Origin of the sequence: Spiractinospora alimapuensis, assembly GCF_018437505.1 — a bacterium.
GTDB classification, from domain to species: Bacteria; Actinomycetota; Actinomycetes; order Streptosporangiales; family Streptosporangiaceae; genus Spiractinospora; species Spiractinospora alimapuensis.
This window is the reverse complement of the sequence record NZ_CP072467.1, coordinates 1,066,527-1,084,677: the sequence shown is the minus strand read 5'-3', so window position 1 is coordinate 1,084,677 and position 18,151 is coordinate 1,066,527. Positions and strand designations below refer to the sequence as shown.

The window sequence follows — 18,151 nt, the reverse complement described above, 5'->3', positions numbered from 1 at the left end:
GTACACGTTCGGTTGTCCCGGACGTGGTTCCAGGGTAGTCACTCTTTGACGCCCTTCCCCTCCTATGGGTGGGGAGAGGCGCGGTTTCGCGGGGATTCCTTCGTTCCGCCCGTCGCCGTGTCACCGCTCCCCGGAGCGGGACCGTGCTCGAGATGGCGGCCCCCACGGGTGGGAGCCGGTGTGATGTGCGGCGGGATTTCCGGGCCCCGCCTTGTCGGGCCGCGTTGTCGATCACTAACGTGCTGAATTGGCTAGGCCAATTCATCTGTGACGGGAGTCGACTATGACGGACGCTGGTGGACCCCTTGCCGGCATCGTGGTGCTGGACCTGTCCCGGGCCCTCGCTGGTCCCCACGCCGCCATGCTGCTGGGGGACCTGGGAGCGCGCGTGATCAAGGTCGAGGCCCCGGGCAGCGGGGACGACACCCGAACTTGGGGGCCGCCCTTCGTCGGTCCGGAGGACGGCCCGATCAGCACCTACTTCCTGTCCTGCAACCGCAACAAGGAGTCCATCGAGCTCGACCTCAAGTCCGACGACGGCAAGGCCCAACTCACCCGGCTGATCCGCGCCTCCGACGTGCTGGTGGAGAACTTCCGCCCCGGGGTGCTGGACCGGCTGGGCTTCCCCGTGGAACACATCCATGAGCTGAACTCCCGGATGGTCGTCTGCTCGATCAGCGGGTTCGGCCACGACGGCCCGGAGGGCGGTCGCGCGGGCTACGACCAGATCGCCCAGGGCGAGGCCGGCCTGATGAGCATCACCGGCGCCGGCCCCGACGACCCCACCAAGGTCGGCGTCCCGATCGGTGACCTCCTCGCCGGTCTGCACGGCGCGCACGGCGTGTTGGCCGCGCTGTACGAGCGGAACCAGACCGGCCGCGGGCGTGTGGTGCGGACCTCCCTGCTGTCGTCCATCGTCGGTGTGCACGCGTTCCAGGGAACCCGATGGACGGTGGGCGGCGAGGTGCCCACCGCGCTGGGCAACCACCACCCGTCCATCGCCCCGTACGGCGCCTACTCGTGTGCCGACGGCATGTTCCAGATCGCGGTGGCCAGCGAACGACAGTGGAAGATCTTCGCTGAGCTGGTCGGGCTCGACGTCGCCGACCCACGCTTCGCCACGAACCCCGACCGCGTCACCAACCGGGCGGCGCTCAACACCGAGCTGGAGGCGGTGTTCGCCACGGACACACGGGACTCGTGGCTGGAGCGCATCAACGCCGCCGGTATCCCTTGCGGCGCGATCCGCACCATCGACGAGGTCTACTCCTGGGACCAGACCCGCTCCCAGGGACTCGTCCTGCCGGTCGAGCACAGTGTCCTCGGGCAGATCGATCTGCCCGGATCGGCGGTCCGCTTCGACGACGGCGGGCGGCAGGAGCACGTGGCGCCGCCCATGCTGGGCGAGCACAACGAGAGCGTCCGCGCGTGGTTGGACGGGCTGGACGAGCGGTAGGTCCAGACGAACGGTCCGCCGGGCCCCGGGGGAGAGTCGACCATCCCCGGGGCCCGGCGCGTGTGACCGTGACGACGGCGACGGCGAACCGGACGGGATGACGCCCGCGCGCCGGCCGGAATCCAGAGAAAGTGGGAGGACGACCGGGGGAGGGGAGCGGCCTACTCGCTCAGTGCTCGTCCTCACCGCGGGGGGTGACACCCAGCCGCGCGCACGCCTCCCGGTACATCCGCACGACCTCCGCCCGGATCTGGGGGCGTTCGGTGAGTTCCCGCGCCCACGGCAGGCGGACGCTCGTCTCGCCCCCGGCGACCGTGACGACGAAGTCCCCACCGTGGCCGTCCAAGCCGGTCATGCGGGCCGCGGTGGCGTCGGGGACGCCACCCAAGGCTCTGCAGATCAGGAGCGAGTCCTCGGGGTGGTCCTCGTTCATGTGTCGACAGACGGCCGCGACGACCTCTGGCGAGAACGGATTGGTCGACGCGGTGTCGTTCACCGGGCGCTCCCAACTGCGTGAGTGGTATCGGGGGTGGCCGGACGGAAGCCACCCCACGATACCCGTCAGGTGGTCACTGCTGGCGCGTGTACTCCGCGTCGATCTCGATCTTGATGCGCTCGCCGACGACGACCCCGCCGCCGTCCATCGGCATCTTGATGTCGACGCCGAACTCGCTGCGCTCGATCTCGGTCTCGGCGTGGAAACCGGCGCGGTCGTTGCCGTAGGGGTCGACGGTGGTCCCGTTGAACTCCAGCTTCAACTCGACCGGTCGCGTGTTGCCCTTGATCGTGAGGTCACCGGTGAGAACGAAGTCGTCGCCGGCCGGCCGGATCCCGGTCGACTTGAACAGGAACGACGGGTGCTTGTCGACCTCGAAGAAGTCGGCGGACCGGATGTGGTTGTCCCGATCCTCCTGCCCGGTGTCGATCGACGAGGCGTCGATGGTCGCCTCGACCGAGGACTTCGCTGGGTCCTCGTCGATGCGCATCGTGGACGAGAACTTGTCGAACCGTCCCCGGACCTTGCTCACCATCATGTGCCGCACGGTGAACGCGATCTCGGTGTGGTCCGGGTCGATGGTCCACGTTCCGGGTTTGATCTGGACGTCGCTCATAGGTGATGCCCCCATAACGGATGGTGGTTTCATTGTTACTCTAAGCGAAACGGCATGGCTGTCCGCAGTGCGCTCTGCCGGAAGCCCCCGTGGAGATAGTTTATGCTTAAACTAATTTCGCGCAAGTCTACACTGGAGGCATGAACGTGGTGGGGTGGCTCGACCCCGAAGAACAGCACGTCTGGCGTACCTACCTCGCCGTGACGTCCAAGCTCGACGAGCGTCTGGACCGCGCGCTGCGCAAGGAGAGCGGGATCACGCTCGTGGAGTACGGGCTGCTGGTCCACCTGTCCGAGGCGCCGGAGCGGCGACTGCGGATGAGTCTGCTCGCCGACGCCGTCCTGGTGTCCAAGAGTCGTCTCTCACACCAGGTCGCCCGACTGGAGCGGGACGGGTACGTGCGCCGGGAGACCTGCGGGGAGGACCGGCGTGGGTCGTGGGCGGTGCTCACCGACAAGGGGCTCGAGGCCGTCCGCTCCGCGGCGCCGGGGCACGTCTCCGACGTTCGGCGCTACTTCTTCGACCACCTCACGCCCGACGACCTCAAGGAACTGCGCGACACCCTCGACCGGCTGAACCGAGGGCTCGACGACTGACGCGTGCGGACGCACACCTCGTCCGCGACACGCCCAAGATGTCCCCAGGGCACGGGGGGACCGTCACGACGCGGGCCGGCCCTGGGTAGGGTCGAAGCGTGACGGCCACAGGACCTCAGATCATCGGAGCGCGGCGATTCACCGGCGACACCGGAGCGGTCGATCCCACGCTGCGGGCAGCGTTGCACTCCTTCGCCAAGCGCACCGCGACCGACCGTGACGTGCTCGCGGTCCTCGGCGGTGTGCGCTTGCTGATCCCCGTCGTCGCCCTGGCTTCGGAGACCGAGACCGACGCCAACGGTCGCACCCGGGAGAAGCGCAGCGACGTCGCCCTGCCCATCATGGTCGGTGCGGACGGCCGCCGTGGTGTGCTCGCCTTCACCTGCGTGGACGCCATGCAACGCTGGCGTCGCGACGCCCGCCCCGTCCCCGCCTACGTGGAGGAGGCCTGCCAGGCGGCGCTCGACGAAGGCGCGGACGCTCTCGTCATCGACGTCGCCGGTCCCGTGACCTACGCGGTGGAGGACTACTTCCTGCGCGCCTTCGCCCAGGACGGCAGTGTCCCCGAGGCCAAGGCCGACCCACAGGTTCTCGCCACCATCTACCGCGTCACCCAGGCCGAGACCGACATCGATCGCGTCCGTGTCCTGGACTCCGACCGCGCCGACCTGGGGGTCCGTCTGGAACTCCACCGCCGTGACGACGCCATGGTCCGCAGGATCGCCGAGGAGCTCCGCGGGCACCTGCGGCCCATGCTGCCCAGCGGCGTCGAGCTCAGCGCGGTCGTCCGCGCCCAAGCCGACCAGGGTTGAGCCGAGCCGGACGTCACCCCGGTGGCATCCGCAGCACGACCTTGGTGCCGGGTGCCTGATCCCGGGTCAGTCCGACGGCCTCGTCGTACGCGGTGAACGGCACGACTCGTGGGCTGGGGGGCGACAACCGTCCGTGGGCGCACCGCTCCAACAGTGCGTCCAAGGTGCGCCCAACCTCGGACGGACGCGCCATCGCCCACAGTGGGACGGAGCAGATCCGCTCCGTGGGTCGGGCGAGGTGTCGCGCGACCGTTCCCAGGCTACGGAGCGCGGTCGTGGCGCGTGGAAGCGCGGACGCGTCGCCGAACGCGGTCCGTACGACACGTCCGTGCCGCGCGACCACCCGACGCACCCGCGTGCCGCCCGTGTGGTCGATCGCGAGGTCGACACCGCCGTCGAGCTCGGCCGACAAGGCGTCCAGCCACGCGGGGTCGCGGTAGTCGAACACCCGGGCGCCGTGGCTCTCGGCCGTGTGCCCGGTCCGGGCGGACGCGGTACCGAACACGGCGAGGCCGCGCTCGCGCGCGAGCTGGACGGCGAGGCTCCCCACCGCGCCCCCCGCGCCCTGGACCAGCACCTGAGTGGCGCCGGCGGGGCCCTGGTCAAGCGCGTGGTACGCGGTGAGCGCGTCGAGCGGCAGTGTGGCGGCGACCTCCGAGTCGAGCCCGTCGGGAACGGCGGCGAGGAGTGCGGGGTTCACTCGAACCTCCGTGGCGTGGGCCCCCATTCGCGGCAGGACTCCGGCGACACGCTGGCCGGGGGAGAGCCCATTGGGGCTGGCCCCCGGAGCGAGCTCCTCGAGCACTCCGACGAAGTCGTACCCGGGAACGAACCCCGTCCTCGGCTTCAGGAGGTAGCGCCCGTCGCGGGCCAGGACGTCGGTGACGCCCACGGAGGCGTGGGTGACGCGGATCCGCGCACGGTGTCCGATTCGACGTGGATTCGTCGGTTCGTTCGACAGAGTGGTCTCGGGGGCGCCGAACCGGGTGACGCGGGCGGAGCGTCGTGTGTGACGCACCGAATTTACGTAACATGTCATGCACTAGACGATACAGACAAGTAGGTCACATGTCATCTAAATTGGCCGACGAATCCGTGCTCGAGTTCATCTTCGAGGTGAAGAGCATGATCGCCGAGCTCAACCCCGTCCTCACCCGGACGTTCAAAGAACTGGGACTCACCTGTGTCCAGGCGGACGCGTTGATGGCCCTGGAACGGCTGGGGCCGGTCACGCTCAAGGAACTCGCCACACACCTCGTCGCCGAATCCGGCCACCCGAGCCGACTCATCGGCCGGCTCGACGCCGAGGGCCTGGTCACACGCGCCGCCTCGCCCCAGGACGGCCGAGCTGTCCTCATCACGCTCACCGCACGAGGAGCGGACCTCGCCGCCGCGGCCCGCGCCGCCCGTGCGCCCCTGCTGGCCGAGTTCGCGGAGCGGTTCACCGAAGGACGACTCGACGACGCCACGACCCTCGTCCGCGAGGTCCGGAACCAACTCGAGGGACACTGACCGCGCGCGGGAGGCCGCCCAATCCCCGCCACCCGAGAAGGGGCGTGGGTGAGGCTCCCGCGACGTCACCGCGCCGTGTTCGGAGCGCCCCAGCGGGCGATCGTGTTCGCGGGGGTTCGAGGGAGTGGCGGTGCGCACTCTCGGCACGCCGCACCCCCGCCAGGTCGGTGAAGGCCGCACGACGCGGCCGGCCTGGCCGGCCACACCGAGTGGTCCGCCCACCCGTGGCACGCGTTCGCGGCCCCGGCCCCGGCTCCCGGTGGCTCGCCAGTTCCTCAGCGGGGCCTCTCGCGTGTGACACGCCAACGCGTGCGTGACGAGCCGGCCGGTCCACACGTCCACGCCTCCGACTACCCCCACCGCCGCGGATGGTGGATCCTGACGGTCGACGGAATCGCGCGGTGGCACGGAGGGGGAGACGATGGGGGCGGAGTTGGCGAGCGTCGGGGTGGTGGCGGCGCTGGGCGGACTCCTCGGGCTGTGGCTGGCCCCCGTCACCGGCATGTTCGTCCCCTACCCGGACGAGGAGACGGTGGTCCCGCCCCCACCGCAGTGCCCCACCTGCGGCACCATCGTCCCCTGGTCGCGATGGTCGCCCGTTCCGCCTCGGCTGTTCTCCCGAGCGCCCTGTCCGCACTGTCACCACCGAGCGCGGGGCGACGTCCTGGTCCCGCTCCTGCTCGCCGCGACGTTCGCCGCCCTGGCGGTCCGGTTCGACGTCGGCTTCGAGCTCGTGGCCTTCGGCTTCCTCGCCGCGGTCCTCGTCCCCGTCGCCGTCATCGACGCCCGGGTCCATCGTCTCCCGGACCGCCTCGTACTCCCGGCCTACCCGGTCGCGTTCCTGCTCCTCGGCCTCGCCGCGCTGTGGGGCGGCCCCGAGCCGCTGCTGGGCGCCGGAGCCGGGCTCGTCGGTCTGACCGCGATCTATGGCCTGGTCGGTCTGCTCTTCGGCCGGGGGATAGGTGGTGGCGACATCAAGATCGTGGGCCTTCTCGGTGCCTACCTGGGCTGGACCGGAATCATCAACATCGTCGTCGCGTTCTATCTGTGGAGTTTTCTCTCCGCCGGGTACGGCGTCGCCGCCGCGACCTATCGTTGGCGGGTGCGACCCGAGCCGACCGGGTGGCGGGTCGCGCTGCGCGAGGCCCGCGGCACGGTGGTCCCGCTCGGACCGTTCATGGCGGTCGGTACGCTCGGAGCTGTTATCGCGGGCCCTTGGACCGCGCGGACGCTCTCCGCACTGCTCCCCTGAGAGGCCTGCGCCTCCGTGGCCACAGCACGTACGGAGACATGGGAAAATTGGAACTATGCTGCGTTGGCTGACCGCGGGCGAATCACACGGACCCGCACTCGTCGCGACCCTGGAGGGACTACCGGCCGGTGTGTCGGTGACCTCCGACGACATCGCCACGGCGCTCCAGCGCCGGCGTGCCGGGTACGGCCGCGGCGCCCGGATGAAGTTCGAGCGGGACCAGGTGCGGGTCATCGGGGGTCTCCGACACGGAAGCACCCTGGGCTCGCCCGTCGCCGTCGAGGTGGCCAACAGCGAGTGGCCCAAGTGGGAGACGGTCATGTCCGCCGACCCCGTCCCCGACGACGAACTGGAGGGGCTGGCCCGAAACGCGCCCCTCACCCGTCCCCGCCCCGGTCACGCCGACCTCGCCGGCATGCAGAAGTACGGCCACTCCGAGGCACGCCCGATCCTGGAGCGCGCCAGCGCCCGCGAGACGGCCGCGCGGGTCGCCATCGGGGAGGTCGCACGCCAGTTCTGCCGCCAGGCCCTGGACGTGGAGATCCTCAGCCACGTCGTGGCGATGGGCGGGGTCTCCGTGCCCGAGGGCACGCTGCCGGGGCGCGATGACCTGCCCCGTGTCGACGCCGACCCGGTGCGCTGCGCCGACCCCGACACCAGCGCCCGCATGGTGGCCGAGGTGGACGACACCAAGAAGACCGGCGACACCCTCGGCGGTGTGGTCGAGGTCGTCGCCTACGGACTCCCACCAGGTCTCGGCAGCCACGTGCACTGGGACCGGCGCCTGGACGCCCGGCTCGCGGGAGCGCTCATGGGAATCCAGGCGATGAAGGGTGTCGAGATCGGCGACGGCTTCGCCACGGCGACCCGACGCGGATCCGCCGCCCACGACGAGATCGAGCCCGGGGAGTCCGGCCTGCGGCGCCGCACCAACCGCGCCGGGGGAGTCGAGGGCGGCATGTCCACCGGCGACCCCCTACGGGTCCGGGTCGCGATGAAGCCGATCGCCACCGTGCCCCGCGCCCTGGACACCGTGGACGTCGTCACCGGCGAGGCCACGCAGGCGCACCACCAGCGCAGTGACGTCACGGCGGTGCCGGCCGCGGGCGTCGTCGCCGAGGCCATGGTCGCCCTCGTGCTCGCCGAGGCGGTCCTGGAGAAGTTCGGCGGGGACTCACTCGCGGAGGTCCGGCGCAACGCACGTGCCTACCTCGACACACTGGAGATCCGCTGACATGGACGAGAGCGCACACTCCGCACCCAAAGCGGTGATCATCGGACCGCCCGGCGCCGGTAAGAGCACCATCGGCACCCTGCTGGCCGAGCGGCTCGACGTGGACTTCGTCGACATCGACATCGTCGTGGAGCACCGGGCGGGCAAACCCATCGGCGACATCTTCCTCGACGAGGGCGAAGAGGAGTTCCGGCGGCTCGAGCGCGCCGCCGTGGCCGACGCCCTGCGCGAGGCGTCCGGCGTCGTCGCCCTGGGTGGCGGATCCGTGCTCGACGAGCGGACCCGGGCCGATCTCGCCGCGCACGCGGTGGTCTACCTCCAGGTGGACTTCGCCGACGCGGTGAAGCGGGTCGGACTCAACCAGGCGAGGCCGCTCCTCGCCGGCAACCCACGTGCCCGCCTCAAAGCGCTGTTGGAGGAACGTCTCCCCATCTACGAGGGCCTCGCCACCGCGACCGTCAACACCACGGGATACCACCCCGAGGAGATCGTCGACGAGATCCTGGCCGCCCTGGGAAACCACACGGCGGGGTCCCGATGAGCCCCACCCGGATCACCGTCGGCGCCAACGGGACCGAGCGCCCCTACGACGTCGTCGTGGGGCGGGGGATCCTCGGTGAGGTCGCGCCCTGTGTTGGCCCGACCCCCCGACGGGTGGGCGTCGTCCACCCCGAGGGCCTCGAGGAGCTCGCCCGGCGCGTCCGCGCCGCGTTGGCCGACGCCGGACACGAGGTCCTCGCCCTGCCGGTTCCGGCCGGTGAGGCCGCGAAACACGTCGACGTCGCCTCCGGCCTGTGGGCACAGTTGGGGCAGGCCGGCTTCACCCGCGCCGACGTCGTCGTGGGCGTCGGCGGCGGCGCCGTCACCGACCTCGCCGGCTTCGTCGCCGCCACGTGGCTGCGTGGCGTCGACGTCGTCCACGTACCCACCACGCTTCTCGCCATGGTCGACGCGGCGGTGGGCGGGAAGACCGGCATCAACACGGCCGAGGGCAAGAACCTCGTCGGTTCCTTCCACCCACCGGCCGCGGTGGTCTGCGATCTCGACGTCCTGGACTCGCTTCCCCGTCAGGACTACATCGGCGGACTCGCCGAGGTGATCAAGGCCGGGTTCATCGCCGACCCCGTCATCCTCGACCTGGTCGAGCGCGACGCCGACGTCGCCGCCCGGCCCGACGGTGCGCACACCCGGGAGCTGGTGGAGCGGGCCGTCACGGTGAAGGCCGAGGTCGTCTCCGGTGACCTGCGGGAAAGCGGGCGGCGGGAGATCCTCAACTACGGCCACACGCTCGCGCACGCCGTGGAGAAAGTCGAGGACTACCGGTTCCGACACGGCCACGCCGTCGCCATCGGTATGGTCTACGCGGCCGAACTGGCGCGACGCGACGGTCGGATCGACCAGGAGCTCGTGGACCGACACCGGGATATCCTGCGCGCTGTGGGCCTTCCCACCAGCTACGACGTCGACTCCTGGCCCGCCCTGCGCGACGCGATGCGGGTGGACAAGAAGAACCGCGGCGCGGTGCGACGCTTCGTGGTGCTGGACGACCTCGCCCGCCCGGGAACACTGACCGACCCGCCGGAGGACCTGCTGAGCGCCGCGTACGGCGACGTCAGCGCCTGATCGCCCGGCGGGAAGCAGTACACCGAGACACTACAATCGCAAGCCGGACATGAGACTCCGGCTCAACACGCCCGAATCTGGAGAGTGACAACCGAAGTGGCCTCGACCAACGATCTCAAGAACGGCATTGTGCTGAGACTCGACGGCGGCGAGCTCTGGAGCGTCGTGGAGTTCCAGCACGTCAAGCCGGGCAAGGGTGGCGCGTTCGTGCGTACCAAGCTCAAGAACGTCACCTCGGGCAAGGTCGTGGACAAGACCTTCAACGCCGGCATCAAGGTGGATGTCGCCAACGTTGACCGTCGCGACATGCAGTACCTCTACTTCGACGGCGTCTCCTACGTCTTCATGGACACCCAGACCTACGAGCAGCTCGAGGTCCCCGCCAACGTGGTCGGTAGCAACGCCGACTACCTGCTGGAGAGCTCCATCGCCACGGTGGCGACGAACGACGGCAACCCGCTCTACGTCGAGCTGCCGGCCGCCGTCGACCTCACGATCAGCGAGACCGAGCCCGGGCTGCAGGGCGACCGCTCCACCGGCGGCACCAAGCCCGCCACGCTGGAGACCGGGGCCGTCATCCAGGTTCCCCTGTTCGTGACCACCGGCGAGCGCGTGAAGGTCGACACCCGCAGCGGTGACTATCTGAGCCGCGTCAACTAGTGAACGGTTCCAGACACAAAGCCCGGCTGCGCACGATCGAGGTGTTGTACGAGGCGGAGGTGCGCGGGGTCGACGTCGCCGACGTGGTGAAACGGCGCCGCGCCCAGACCAGCCCGCCCATCAACGACTTCACCGAGGACCTCGCGACCGAGATCGACCTCCACCGTGACCGGCTGGACGCGTTGATCGCCCAGTTCGCCATCGGGTGGACCGTTGACCGGATGCCGATCGTGGACCGCAACATCCTGCGGATGGGGATCTATGAGATGCTCGGCGTCGAGGACGTTCCCGACGGAGTCGCGGTCGCCGAGGCGGTCGCGGCCGCCCGCGACCTGTCCAGTGACGACGCCCCTGGCTTCGTCAACGGCCTGCTCTCACGGGTGCTCGAGCACAAGGAGACCCTGACGCTCTGACCCCGTCGGGCAACCGAGGGGTGGAGGTCGGCGGGCTCCGGTCCCCTGCGGGGCAGCACGCACACCACCACGGGTCGAGGGAGGCCGCTTGTCGCAGGACCCGGTCGACAGAGGAACCGCCCACACGGGCACGCACGGCACCGACACGCTGTGGGCGTCCCTGCGTGCGGTGCTGGACCGCCAACCGGACCCCGCGCCGCTCGAGGTGCTGGACGTGGGCGGGGGAACCGGCGGGTCCGCCGTCCGGCTCGCGGAGCTGGGGCACCGGGTCACCGTCGTGGACCCCAGTCCCGACTCCCTCGCCGCGCTGGAACGACGCGCCGACGAGACCGGTGTGGAGGTCCGCGGACTCCAGGGGGACGCGGCCGACCTCGAGCGACTCGTCGAGCCCGGCAGCGTCCACCTGGTCCTGCTCCACACCGTCCTGGAACACGTCGAGGACCCCGCCGCGGTGCTCACGGCGGTGAGTCGCTGCGTGCGGCCACGCGGCGCCGTAAGCGTCCTCGCCACGAACGCGCTCGCGGCCGTCCTGCACCGGGCCCTGGCCGGTGACCCCGACGGGGCCCTGCACGTGCTGCGATCGCCCCAGGGCCGCTCCGGAGCGCACGATCCCGTTCCCAGGAGGTTCACCGGCGCGGAACTCCTGCGTCTGGTCGAGGGGACCGGCCTGCGCGCTGACGCGCCGGCCGGGGTCCGGGTATTCACCGACCTGGTGCCCGGGCGCCTGTTCGACACCGGCGAGGCGAGCGCGCAGACACTGGCGGAGCTAGAACGCGAGGCCTCGGCACACCCGACACTGTCCGGAATCGCCACACAGATCCACGTCCTGGGGTGGCGCACCGCCTGACCCCGCGGCCGTCGACGCCCGTGTCCCGCCCGCGGGAGGAACGCGGCCGGCCGCCACAGTGCCGGTCGTGGCGCACACTGGTGGTATGAGCCGACGTCAGTTGGAACGTGGGGTGCCGCAACGCGGCATGGTGGGTGCGGACGGCGTCGTCCCGCTGCCCGCCACCGTGGACGCGAGCCAGAGCCACGTCCTGCACGTCGACATGGACGCCTTCTTCGCGGCGGTCGAGGAGCTCGACCACCCCGAGGCCCGGGGCCGGCCCCTGATCGTCGGTCATCCGGGTCCTCGTGGGGTGGTGTCCTCCGCGAACTACCAGGCCCGGGCCTACGGAGTCCACTCGGCCATGCCGATGGTGCGGGCGCTGCGCGCCTGCCCCGACGCCGTGGTCATCCCCCCGGACCACCGCAAGTACGCACAGGCCTCCGAGGCGGTCATGGACATCCTGGGCGCCGTCACACCCCAGGTGGAGGCCCTCTCGCTCGATGAGGCGTTCCTCGACGTGGGCGGTGCGCGACTGCGCATGGGCGACCCGGTCCACATCGCGGAGTTCATTCGCGGCAGGATCAGCTCCGAACAGCGCCTCACGTGTTCGGTCGGGGTGGGCCCCACCAAGTTCGTCGCCAAGCTGGCCTCCACGGTCTGCAAACCGGACGGTCTGTTGTACGTGCCCGCGGACCGTGTCCTGGACTTCCTGCACCCGTTGCCCGTCGGGGCAATGTGGGGGGTGGGGGAGAAGACCGAGTCGGCGTTGCACCGGCTTGGGCTGCGCACGATCGGCGACGTCGCGACACGCGTCTCCGACGAGGTGCTGCGCGACCAGTTGGGCGTCGCCTCGGGTAACCACCTGGCGGCGCTGGCCCGGGGAGAAGACCCCCGAAAGGTCGTCCCCGGCTCCGACACCGCGGAGCGCAGCATCAGCGCCGAGGAGACCTTCGCCCAGGACACGGCGGACGCCGCCACCATCAACCGGGAACTCCTGCGGCTGTCGGAGAAGGTGGCGCGCCGAACCCGTGCCGAGGGCCTCGTCGCCCGCACCGTCACCGTGAAACTGCGCCGCGCCGACTTCACGACCATCACCCGGTCACACACCCTGGACGAGGGCACCGCGCTCGCCCGGGAGATCTACACCGAGGTACGCCACATGTACGCCGCCGCGGGAATGGAACGTGTCCGTTTGCGGTTAGTGGGAGTACGCGTCAGCGGCCTGGTAGACGCCGAGAGCCAACCACGGCAGATGACGTTGGAGGAGGACCCGGGCGACGCCTGGAACGCCGCCGAACGGGCGATGGACCAGGTCGTCAAGCGCTTCGGTGCCGACTCGATCCGCCCCGCGGCACTCAAACCCCCCGACGACTCCTCACGGCACGATCGCTAGATGGGTGGAACGACGATGTCCGGGACTGTTGCGTATCGCGGGGGGCTGGTGTGTTGGCCCCGTCACGCGGGTAGGGTGACTGGTGTGGGTCACCGATACGCGCAACCGTTCTTTCCACCGGGCGTCAATCCGCCGTATTCTGGGGGCAGCAGCGTTGACGGGACTCTGCTCCAGTACCCGCCACCCCACTCGGGGACTGTCATAGGGAGGCGCCGTGCCGCTCTCTGAACACGAGCAGCGCATGCTCGACCAGATCGAGCGGGCGCTGTACGACGAGGATCCAAAGTTCGCCAACACCGTGCGGCAGACCACCCCGCAGGCCCACTACCGAGGCTCGATCGTCAAGTCGTCGGTCGGGTTCTTCCTCGGGATCGGGCTCCTCATGGGGGGCGTGATCGTCAACAACCCGATCGGGTACGGCGTCAGCGCGTTGGGTTTCCTGATCATGCTGGCGTGCGCACTGTGGTTCCTCGCCGCGTGGCGTCGTATGGTCAACGGTGGTGGCGAGGCCGAACCGGCCGCCGCCCCATCCCGCAAGCAGCAACGCGGCGGGATGATGAACCGCTTCGAAGAGCGGTGGAAACGGCGCCAGGAAGGCGACTCATAGCCCGCGGTCGCGGAGCCTGAAGCGTTTGTGGCGGGTTGTGGCGACGGGCGAGCACGCGGGCGCGTCCTCGCCCCGCCTCGCTCGAGCCCGGACACCACATCGGCGTCGCGTCACCGGCGACCTCGCGGGGGTACGGCCCTGTCGCGGGGGCACGGGCTCGATCGGTTGGCCGGGGCCGCTTCATGGCGGCGGGTCGCCTTGATCGTTCGGTGCCGGAGTTCGCCTGTGTGGATCTCCTGACGCATCGAGCCGCCCTGTCTGTCGTGCCGCGTGGGTTCCTTGTGTGTCCGCCCGAAGTCGTGGTTCCCCGGCACACCGGGCGGTCCCCGAGGTCTGGTCCAGCCGTGTCTACGGCGACGACGCGGGGATGTGAGCTCTGTCGCGGGGGCACGGGCTCGATCGGTTGGCGCCACGCGCCTCGTCCCTTTGTTCCGTGCGGCCGGGGCCGCTTCCGTGATGGTCGGTCGCTCACTCCCACCGTTCGCTGCCGCCGTGTCTGTCGTGGCGGGAGGTGTCCCTTGTGCGTCCGCTCGAGGTATCACGGTTGCCCCGGCACACCGGGCGGTCCCCGAGGTCTGGTCCAGCCGTGTCTACGGCGACGACGCGGGGACGTGAGCTCTGCGTCCGCCCGCGGCATCGCGCGGTTCCCGGCACACCACGGTCAGGATCCGGCGATCCCGGCTGTTCGATCCAGCCGGTCCGTACCGAGTGGCCACAGGGAACGCGGGAGAACGATGGCACGCAGCCGGGCGCGGCGGCTCACCGAACGAAGGACTGCCGAGCGGACGGTGTGGGTGTCGGCCCGGAGCGACGGGGCCACCGGAGCGTGCGGCGCGTACCGTGCCTGTTCCTCGGCCGACGCGATACGCCACAGGGCTCGGCGTGCCTGCTTGGGCAGCTCCACCGTCTCGAGGAGAGCGCGTGACGCGGCACGGGGGCTGTGGGCGGAACTCCACGGCAGGGACAGGTCACGGCAGGTGTCGCGGATCTCGGACCAGGCCGCGCCAGCGCGCGCGGAGTCGTCGCCCGCGCGGGCGAACCGCCAACCGCGCACCGCCGTTCGGAACACCCACGGCGTCACCAACACCACGAGCACGATCAGGAGCGTCACCACGATCGGCGTCGAGTCCAGCGGTGACCGGGTGGTGACGCCGCCCTCGTCCTCCGCCAGCTCGGAGTCGAGAGGGTCCTCCCCCGCGTCGGGCGGCGTCTCCTCGTCCCCCTGCGCGGCGGGATCGTCGCCGTCCTCGGCGGTGCTCGCCTCCGACTCCTCGGGTGCGCTTTCCTGAGCCGCCTGTGCCCACGAGGGCACCGCGGCGTTCCCCTGTCCGGCGGTCGAGGCGGGCGTGGGCTCGAACCGGAGCCAGCCGTAGCCCTCGAAGTACAGTTCCGGCCACGCGTGCGCGTTCTGGCGCCGCACCACCCAGTCGTCACCCCGCCGCTCACCGGGCGTGTAGCCGACGCCGACGCGGGACGGGATCCCGGCCAGCCGAGCCATCACCGCCATCGCCCCCGCGAACTGTTCGCAGTACCCAGTCCGTTGGTCGAGGACGAAGTCGTCCAGTGGATCGGCGTTCTCCGGCACCGACGGAGGGTCGAGGTCGTAGTCGAAATCACCTCCGGTGAACCAGTCCTGCAGCGCGACGGCCGCCTCGTGAGGTCCGTCCGCGTCCTCGGTCACCCGCTCGGTGAGATCGGCGACGTCCGCGCTCACCGAGTCGGGCAGTTCCAGGTACCGATCGTGCACACTGGGCGAGGCGTTGCGCACCCGGGCCAACGCCTCGGCGTCCGCCACCGGCGCCTCGGTGCGCACGGTGTAGGAGGAGCCACCTCGGGCCGGGTCGCTCACGGTGAACACCATCAGGGACTCCGGGTCGACGTACCAGGCCCCCGGCGCGGTGACCTCGCGCGCCGGGTAGGGCATGGCGAGGAAGTCCACGGCCCGTAGGTGGTCCGCCAACTGGATGGATGTCTCCACTACCTCCCCCGACCCCCGCCCCGGCGGAGTCGGAAGGGACTCCTCGTCCACGAGGTGTTGGCGTCCCGCGTTGAGCGGGGACATCGTCCAGTTCTCCCCGTCGAACGTGTCCAAGGCGTGCGTGCGCAGGTACTCGGGGCGGGACGCGTCGGTCTCGTAGGTGAGGACCACCTCCTCCGGAGAGCTGCGCAGGTCCCGTTGCAGACTGACCAGCGGATGCACCGTGGTCACACTCTCACCGTCCGACCTGCGGTCACCGGCCCACGTGTACAGCGCGTCCCCCGTGAGGTGAGGGACGAACACCGGGACCAACAGCGCCGCCGCGAGCGCGATCGCCCCCGTACGCGTCGCGAGGCGGGACACGTCCAACCCACCGGCGGCGCCCACGGCGGCCGCCCCGGAGAGACGATCCGTCCTACCGTGCCAGGCGTGTGTCCGGGCCCAGCCGTCCACGGCGAGCAGGCACAGGAACCCGCCCGCCGCGAGCGAGAACGCCAGCCAGTTCGTTCCTTGGTAGTGCACGAACAGTGGAACCAACGCCAAGCCCGCGAGCGGGAGCCCGGTCAGTGCCGGGGCGCGGAACGTCACCGCCAACTGGTCCACGAGGATCGCGACGAGCGCCACCGCCAGGCTCGTCACCACCACGATGGCCGGACTCGCGGAGATCGGCGCGGGATTGGTCTGGATCTCCACCACGCCCCGCGCCAGCAACACGCCCAGATCGGCCAGCGACCCCGGCGTGGGGACCACACCGAGCAGCGCCGAACTCCCGGCGAAGCGCGTGGTGAGCACGAGGAGCACGCCCACGCTCTGGGCGAGCAGCACCACGATGGTGCCCCTGCCGAGGGACTCCACCAGCACACGAAGAAGGGAGACCGCGAGGACCATCCCCAACGGCACGACGATCCAGGACGTCTCCAGGAACAGAGGATGGAGCTGCGGCACTCCGGCCGCCGTGGCCACCGCCGCGGCGAGGGCCAGACGTCGCCTCATCCGTGTTCGCCCCCTCCGGTCACCACGATTCCCTGGGTGACGTGACGGACCTCCGCGTGCCGGCCGAGCACGGCGGTTCGCGGCTCGCCGCACGTCGCACCCACCGGCTGGCACGCGTCGCACGAGAGTCGCCACGGCGGGAGTGGGCGCGCCACGGTCGCCACGACGAGGACGGGACCGAGGCGGGTCGTCGCCCGCCCCCACCCATGTCCCCCGCCACCCCGTGACCGACGCGGCCGGCCGCGCGTGTGCTTCTCTCCTCGAGCGGAACGCATGGAGGGTGCGCGGTGTTCGTGGGCCCTCGGTGGAGTCACGGTCACCGGCGGTGGGTCGGTAGGTGGTGCGCCCGCGTGCCGCTCCGTGGCCGTCGTGAAGGGTGAAAGGCGGCTCGTCACTCGACCCCACCCCCGTGTCGCGAGCCTGCGTCCCCAGTGGTGGGGCCGAGGCGTGCGCCCACACTCAGGCGGAGGGCCTCGGGCCAGAGCGGGGGGAGTTCGGCCAGGGAGCTGAGGGTGATGGTGCGCCAGCCGGTGCGGCTCAGTTCGGCGCGGGTGGTGTCCAGGTCGGTCGGGCGGGTCCAGGCGGAGAGGGGATTGAGGATGGCGACGGCGCGGTCCTCGCCGCGTCGGGTTTCGGCGAGTGTCTCGGCCTCGCCGGGGCGCAGCGCCCCCAGAACGGCGACGGTGAGGCCACCCTGCGCGGTCCGCGCGTGGCCCAGCAGGTCGGCGCGCCCACCGACCGAGGCGGAGCGGGAGCCGCGCAGGAGCGCGAGCGCCTCGAGGAGTCCCTCCGCCCGCGCGTCCGTCGGGATCTCCTGGTCCGTGGACACGAAGTGCAGCCGAAGTCCGTCGGAGAGCACGCGACGGCCGATCGAGGCCGCCACGGCGACAGCCGTCTCCAGACTGGAGTCGCGTCCCCGTCCCGCGTGGGCCGAGACTCGGGTGTCCAGAAGCAGCGTGCAGTGTTCCTGCCACTGCTGCTCCTCTCGCCGCACCATGGGCACGGAGTGCCGCGCCGTCGAGCGCCAGTGGATCCGCCGTAGTTCGTCGCCGTGCCGGTACTCCCGGGGCACGGAGTCGTCCTCGCCGGAGCTCGCCACCATGCGGGCACGGCTGGGGCCGCCACCGGCACGGGCCCGTTGCGCGGCCGCGGCGGGAAGCTCCACCACGGCCGGCGTGACCACGAGGGACTGCTCCGCGGAGTAGGTGCGGCGCAGCTCCACACAGCCCAGGGCGTCTCGCACGGACAGCCGTAGCGGCCCGATCGGGAACCGTCCCCGCGCCTGGGCCCGCACACGATAGGTGAGCTCACGCCGCTCACCGTGCCGCAGCGGGCCGAGCTGGAACCGTGGCGGTCCGCCCAGGCTGTGGGGAACCGTGTCGGTGACGAACGCGGTGCTGGTCCGCCCGCGCGTCGCCGGGTTGGACAGGCGAAGGTGGACCCGGGTCTCCTGACCGGTCGCGATACGGGGCGGCTCCAGCGCCCGGGTGTGTCGAAGCCGCATCGGCGCGCCCACGATCGACAGGACACCCAGCAGGGGGATCAGCGCCACGAACACACCCACACGCATCAGGTCGCGCTCTCCGGTGACGAGGGACGCCGTCACCGCGAGAACCCCGCAGACGATGAGCGCCCGCCCCCGCGGGGTGAACGCGGCCAGCACGCGACGAACTGACCCCAT

The 18,151-nt window shown here is 70.9% G+C and carries 18 protein-coding genes; 13 read left to right on the top strand and 5 right to left on the bottom strand.

From position 1 onward, the window contains the following. The first annotated feature begins 283 nt into the window (after nt 1-283). Nucleotides 284-1,456 (top strand): CaiB/BaiF CoA transferase family protein, encoded by a 1,173-nt coding sequence (locus J4H86_RS05070; RefSeq protein ID WP_236542344.1) that lies wholly within the window; start codon nt 284-286, stop codon nt 1,454-1,456. A 169-nt stretch (nt 1,457-1,625) separates the two neighbouring features. Here the strand turns inward: J4H86_RS05070 and J4H86_RS05065 are convergent, their stop codons facing one another. Next, complete coding sequence (locus J4H86_RS05065) at nt 1,626-1,952, bottom strand: DUF2470 domain-containing protein (protein WP_269134530.1); 327 nt, start codon at nt 1,950-1,952, stop codon at nt 1,626-1,628. Nucleotides 1,953-2,025: 73 nt separating this feature from the next. Next, complete coding sequence (locus tag J4H86_RS05060) at nt 2,026-2,568, bottom strand: YceI family protein (protein WP_236542343.1); 543 nt, start codon at nt 2,566-2,568, stop codon at nt 2,026-2,028. Between the two features lie 140 nt (nt 2,569-2,708). Between J4H86_RS05060 and J4H86_RS05055 the strand changes: the two genes are divergently transcribed. Together J4H86_RS05055 and J4H86_RS05050 are read left to right on the top strand one after the other, a co-directional pair. Further along, complete coding sequence (locus J4H86_RS05055) at nt 2,709-3,164, top strand: MarR family winged helix-turn-helix transcriptional regulator (RefSeq protein ID WP_236542342.1); 456 nt, start codon at nt 2,709-2,711, stop codon at nt 3,162-3,164. A gap of 98 nt (nt 3,165-3,262) precedes the next feature. Continuing rightward, complete coding sequence (locus J4H86_RS05050; protein WP_236542341.1) at nt 3,263-3,976, top strand: SseB family protein; 714 nt, start codon at nt 3,263-3,265, stop codon at nt 3,974-3,976. A 13-nt stretch (nt 3,977-3,989) separates the two neighbouring features. Here the strand turns inward: J4H86_RS05050 and J4H86_RS05045 are convergent, their stop codons facing one another. Beyond that, complete coding sequence (locus J4H86_RS05045; protein ID WP_236542340.1) at nt 3,990-4,994, bottom strand: quinone oxidoreductase family protein; 1,005 nt, start codon at nt 4,992-4,994, stop codon at nt 3,990-3,992. Nucleotides 4,995-5,044: 50 nt separating this feature from the next. Here J4H86_RS05045 and J4H86_RS05040 point away from each other — a divergent pair, with 50 nt between their 5' ends. The 10 genes from J4H86_RS05040 (at nt 5,045) to J4H86_RS04995 (ending at nt 13,499) form a co-directional block, all read left to right on the top strand. Then, complete coding sequence (locus J4H86_RS05040; protein ID WP_236542339.1) at nt 5,045-5,488, top strand: MarR family winged helix-turn-helix transcriptional regulator; 444 nt, start codon at nt 5,045-5,047, stop codon at nt 5,486-5,488. A gap of 421 nt (nt 5,489-5,909) precedes the next feature. Next, nucleotides 5,910-6,740: a prepilin peptidase gene (locus J4H86_RS05035; RefSeq protein WP_236542338.1), complete on the top strand. Its 831-nt coding sequence runs from the start codon at nt 5,910-5,912 to the stop codon at nt 6,738-6,740. Nucleotides 6,741-6,795: 55 nt separating this feature from the next. Then, on the top strand, nt 6,796-7,974 hold the full coding sequence (gene aroC / locus J4H86_RS05030; RefSeq protein WP_236542337.1) for a chorismate synthase: 1,179 nt from the start codon (nt 6,796-6,798) through the stop codon (nt 7,972-7,974). A 1-nt stretch (nt 7,975) separates the two neighbouring features. After that, nucleotides 7,976-8,515, top strand: coding sequence for a shikimate kinase (locus J4H86_RS05025; RefSeq protein WP_236542336.1), 540 nt, complete (start codon nt 7,976-7,978; stop codon nt 8,513-8,515). After that, on the top strand, nt 8,512-9,597 hold the full coding sequence (gene aroB / locus J4H86_RS05020; RefSeq protein WP_236542335.1) for a 3-dehydroquinate synthase: 1,086 nt from the start codon (nt 8,512-8,514) through the stop codon (nt 9,595-9,597). Before J4H86_RS05025 ends, aroB begins: the two co-directional genes overlap by 4 nt. Before the next feature lie 96 nt (nt 9,598-9,693). After that, nucleotides 9,694-10,257 (top strand): elongation factor P, encoded by a 564-nt coding sequence (gene efp / locus J4H86_RS05015; RefSeq protein WP_236543907.1) that lies wholly within the window; start codon nt 9,694-9,696, stop codon nt 10,255-10,257. Then, entirely contained in the window at nt 10,257-10,670 is a 414-nt protein-coding gene (gene nusB, locus J4H86_RS05010) for a transcription antitermination factor NusB (protein WP_236542334.1), read from the top strand. Before efp ends, nusB begins: the two co-directional genes overlap by 1 nt. Before the next feature lie 88 nt (nt 10,671-10,758). Next, nucleotides 10,759-11,517: a methyltransferase domain-containing protein gene (locus tag J4H86_RS05005; RefSeq protein WP_236542333.1), complete on the top strand. Its 759-nt coding sequence runs from the start codon at nt 10,759-10,761 to the stop codon at nt 11,515-11,517. 85 nt (nt 11,518-11,602) lie between these two features. Then, nucleotides 11,603-12,892: a DNA polymerase IV gene (gene dinB, locus J4H86_RS05000; protein ID WP_236542332.1), complete on the top strand. Its 1,290-nt coding sequence runs from the start codon at nt 11,603-11,605 to the stop codon at nt 12,890-12,892. Between the two features lie 214 nt (nt 12,893-13,106). Then, entirely contained in the window at nt 13,107-13,499 is a 393-nt protein-coding gene (locus tag J4H86_RS04995; RefSeq protein WP_236542331.1) for a DUF3040 domain-containing protein, read from the top strand. 661 nt (nt 13,500-14,160) lie between these two features. On the opposite strand, the gene J4H86_RS04990 is transcribed toward J4H86_RS04995, so the two are convergent. Next, the gene (locus J4H86_RS04990) at nt 14,161-16,470 is read right to left on the bottom strand and encodes a transglutaminase family protein (protein ID WP_236542330.1); all 2,310 of its coding nucleotides are present in this window, start codon (nt 16,468-16,470) and stop codon (nt 14,161-14,163) included. A 391-nt stretch (nt 16,471-16,861) separates the two neighbouring features. Further along, nucleotides 16,862-18,151, bottom strand: coding sequence for a DUF58 domain-containing protein (locus tag J4H86_RS04985; protein ID WP_236542329.1), 1,290 nt, complete (start codon nt 18,149-18,151; stop codon nt 16,862-16,864).